Source organism: Actinotalea sp. C106 (genome assembly GCF_023630195.1).
GTDB lineage: Bacteria > Actinomycetota > Actinomycetes > Actinomycetales > Cellulomonadaceae > Actinotalea.
Genome location: NZ_JALPKN010000301.1, coordinates 1 through 3604, shown reverse-complemented (window position 1 = coordinate 3604; position 3604 = coordinate 1). Strand labels below are relative to the sequence as shown.

The 3604-nt window shown below is 72.8% G+C and carries 4 protein-coding genes; all 4 read left to right on the top strand.

All coding sequences use genetic code 11. The features are described from left to right. Window positions 1-106 precede the first annotated feature (106 nt). Window positions 107-1834 carry an MDR family MFS transporter gene (locus L0B03_RS15265; protein ID WP_250447338.1) on the top strand — a complete coding sequence of 576 codons (1728 nt, stop codon included), beginning with the start codon at window positions 107-109 and terminating at the stop codon, window positions 1832-1834. Between the two features lie 9 nt (window positions 1835-1843). Next, window positions 1844-2284: a DUF4233 domain-containing protein gene (locus L0B03_RS15260; protein ID WP_250447335.1), complete on the top strand. Its 441-nt coding sequence runs from the start codon at window positions 1844-1846 to the stop codon at window positions 2282-2284. Window positions 2285-2306: 22 nt separating this feature from the next. Then, window positions 2307-2747 (top strand): nucleoside-diphosphate kinase, encoded by a 441-nt coding sequence (gene ndk, locus L0B03_RS15255; RefSeq protein WP_250447333.1) that lies wholly within the window; start codon window positions 2307-2309, stop codon window positions 2745-2747. A gap of 10 nt (window positions 2748-2757) precedes the next feature. Continuing rightward, the coding region (locus L0B03_RS15250; protein ID WP_250447331.1) for a chromosome segregation SMC family protein at window positions 2758-3604 on the top strand (847 nt) is incomplete at its 3' end.

The window sequence follows — 3604 nt, the reverse complement described above, 5'->3', positions numbered from 1 at the left end:
CGCCCCGCCACCCGACCGCCCCGTCACCCGCTCAGCGCCGAGCCCCCGCACCCACGCCCGCGTCCGTCGACGCCGGCCCCACCCGCTCGCCGATCCGAGGTCTGCCATGTCCGCCGCACCCACCCGTGCCCAGGGCGCGACCCTCGTCGTCCTGACCCCCCGCACCGTCTGGGTGATCTTCGGGGCGCTCATGGCCAGCATGTTCCTGTCCTCCCTCGACCAGTCGATCCTCGGCACGGCGATGCCCACGATCGTCGGCGAGCTCGACGGGGTCGAGCACCAGGGCTGGCTGGTGACGGCGTACATCCTCGCGGTCGCGATCGTCATGCCCCTGTACGGGAAGTTCGGCGACCTGTGGGGTCGTCGCTACCCGTTCCTCGCGGCCATCGGGCTGTTCACCCTGGCCTCGGTCGGGGCCGCCCTGGCGGACTCCTTCACCGAGCTCGTGGCTTGGCGCGGCGTGCAGGGGCTGGGTGGCGGCGGGCTGCTGATCCTCTCGCAGGCGATCATCGCTGACATCGTGCCGGCCAAGGAGCGGGGTAGGTACATGGGACCGATGGGTGCCCTGTTCGGCATCGCGGCCGTCGTCGGGCCCCTGCTGGGCGGGTTCTTCACCGACCACCTGACCTGGCGCTGGGCCTTCTGGATCAACGTCCCCATCGGGATCGGGGCCTTCGCGGTCGCCTGGTTCGCGCTGCGCCTGCCGAGCCACCGCTCGGGACGCAAGATCGACGTCGCCGGGATCGTGCTCATGGTCCTCGCGACCTCGGGCCTCGTGCTCGCGACCTCCTGGGAGAGCTTCAGCGACGCGGCCGACGGCGGCTACGACTGGTCCGACCCGCGGCTGCTGGCCCTCGTCATCGGCACGGTGCTCGCCGCCGTGGCCTTCGTCCGGGTCGAGCAGCGCGCGCAGGAGCCCCTGCTGCCCCTGCACCTGTTCCGGAACCGCACCTTCGCGATCGCCACGACCATCGGGTTCATCATCGGCTCGGGCATGTTCGCGGCGCTGACCTTCCTGCCGACCTTCCTGCAGATGGCCACGGGCGCAGGGGTCACCCAGTCGGGCTTCCTCATGCTCCCGATGATGGTCGGGGTCATGCTCACGGCCATCGCCTCGGGGTTCGCGATCACCCGCACGGGTCGCTACCGGCGCTATCCCGTCGTCGGCATGGCGGTCGCCACCCTGGGCCTGGTCTGGCTGACCCAGCTCACGGGCGACATCTCGATGCTGCTCTTCGGCATGATGATCTTCGTCCTGGGGGCCGGGCTGGGGCTGGTGATGCAGACCATCGTGCTGGCCGTGCAGAACTCGGTCGACCCCCACGAGATCGGCACCGCGACGAGCGCGAACAACTTCTTCCGCGAGATCGGTGCCGCGGTCGGCGTCGCCCTGTTCAGCACCATCTTCACGGGCAGGCTGACCGAGCGCCTCGAGCCGCTGTTCCCCGCAGGCGTGACCGGGGCGGGGGAGGGGGCGACCTCGCTGACCCCGGCCCTGGTGGCCGAGCTCCCCGAGGAGGTGCGCGACGGCGTGGTGAACGTCTTCGCCGAGGCCCTCGCTCCCGCGTTCTGGTACCTCGTTCCCCTCGTGGCCGTGGGCTTCGTGCTGACGCTCCTCCTGCGCGAGGTGCCGCTGTCCGACGTCGCCGGGATGGTGGCCCGCGGCGAGGCGGTCGCTGCCGCCCCTTCCGCGGCCGAGGTGACCCCGGAGGGGGCGGGTGCGTCCGCCCCGGCTGCGGCGTCCGCCACGGAGCAGGCCGGCGGAGTGCTCCTCGTGGCGGAGGCCGAGGCCCCAGGGGATCCGTCGGCCCAGGACCGGGCCCCGCGCCGGTAGCCTGACGGGGTGAGCGCTGAGCAGACCGGAGCCGGGCCGTCCGGACCCGAGCAGACCGGGCCCGACGGCGAGCCCGAGGGTGGCGCACCGCGACCGCTGCGCTCGGCACGCCACCAGTTCGCGTCGACGATCCTGGTCCTCGAGGCCTTCGTCGTGGTCTTCGCGACGCTGACCGGGTACGGCCTGCGTCTGGCCCCCGGGTCCGTGCTGTGGGGGGTCGGCGGGGCCCTCGTCCTGTCCCTGGTCCTCGCCGCGGGCATGCTCCGGTGGCCCGGGGGCTACGTCGTCGGGTCCGCGCTGCAGCTAGCCGTGCTGCTCACCGGGATCGCCCTGCCCATGATGTTCGTGGTCGGCGGCATCTTCGTGGTGCTCTGGGTCGTCGCGCTGCGCCTCGGTGGGCGGATCGACCGCGAGCGGCGCGAGCGCGGACAGCTGGTCACGGGTTCCTGAGACTCCCCGCTAGGGTTGCCCCATGACTGCAGCTGAGCGCACCCTCGTCCTGGTCAAGCCCGACGGCGTCCGCCGCGGACTGGTGGGAGAGGTCCTGCGACGCATCGAGGCCAAGGGGTACACGCTGGTCGCCCTCGACCTGCGCACCGCCGACGACGACCTGCTGGGCGCGCACTACGCCGAGCACGAGGGCAAGCCCTTCTACGCCCCCCTGGTCGAGTTCATGGGCTCGGGTCCGGTCGCCGCCGTCGTCGTGGAGGGCCACCGGGCGATCGAGGGCTTCCGGAGCCTGGCGGGCACGACCGACCCGACCACCGCGGCCCCGGGCACCATCCGTGGCGACCTCGGACGGGACTGGGGCCTGGCGGTGACCCAGAACCTCGTCCACGGGTCGGACTCGACCGAGTCCGCCGCCCGCGAGATCGGGCTGTGGTTCCCGGAGCTGGCCCCCGCCACCTCCTAGGCTCTGCCCCGTGCACCTCAAGACGCTGACCCTGCGGGGCTTCAAGTCCTTCGCCTCGGCGACGACCTTGAGGTTCGAGCCCGGGGTCACCTGCGTCGTCGGGCCGAACGGCTCGGGCAAGTCCAACGTGGTCGACGCGTTGTCCTGGGTGATGGGGGAGCAGGGGGCCAAGTCCCTGCGCGGGGGCAAGATGGAGGACGTCATCTTCGCGGGCACCTCGGGGCGTCCGCCCCTGGGCCGCGCCGAGGTCAGCCTCACCATCGACAACACCGACGGCGCCCTGCCGATCGACTACACCGAGGTCACCATCTCGCGGACCCTGTTCCGCAGCGGGGGCTCGGAGTACGCGATCAACGGGTCCTCGTGCCGGCTCCTGGACATCCAGGACCTGCTGTCGGACTCGGGGCTCGGCCGCGAGATGCACGTCATCGTCGGGCAGGGGCAGCTCGACCAGGTGCTGCGGGCGACACCCGAGGACCGCCGCGGTTTCATCGAGGAGGCCGCCGGGGTCCTCAAGCACCGCAAGCGCAAGGACAAGGCGCTGCGCAAGCTCGACGCGATGCAGGCCAACCTCACCCGGCTCACCGACCTGACCTCGGAGATCCGCCGCCAGCTCGGCCCCCTCGGCAAGCAGGCCCAGGTCGCGCGCCGGGCCCAGACGGTCCAGGCGGACCTGCGGGACGCCCGGGCCCGGCTGCTGGCCGACGACCTGGCCCAGCTCAGCGCCACCCTCGAGCAGGAGCTCGCCGACGAGAGCGCCCTGCGCGAGCGCCGGACCGAGGTCGAGCAGGGCCTGGCGGCGGCCCGGGCGCGGCTCGCGGCCCTCGAGGCGGGGGCCGCGGCGGCGGCCCCGGAGC

Excerpts from the sequence above, each read along its gene's own strand:
- L0B03_RS15265 (WP_250447338.1), top strand. The coding sequence starts at position 107 with ATGTCCGCCGCACCCACCCGTGCCCAGGGCGCGACCCTCGTCGTCCTG.
- ndk (WP_250447333.1), top strand. The coding sequence starts at position 2,307 with ATGACTGCAGCTGAGCGCACCCTCGTCCTGGTCAAGCCCGACGGCGTC.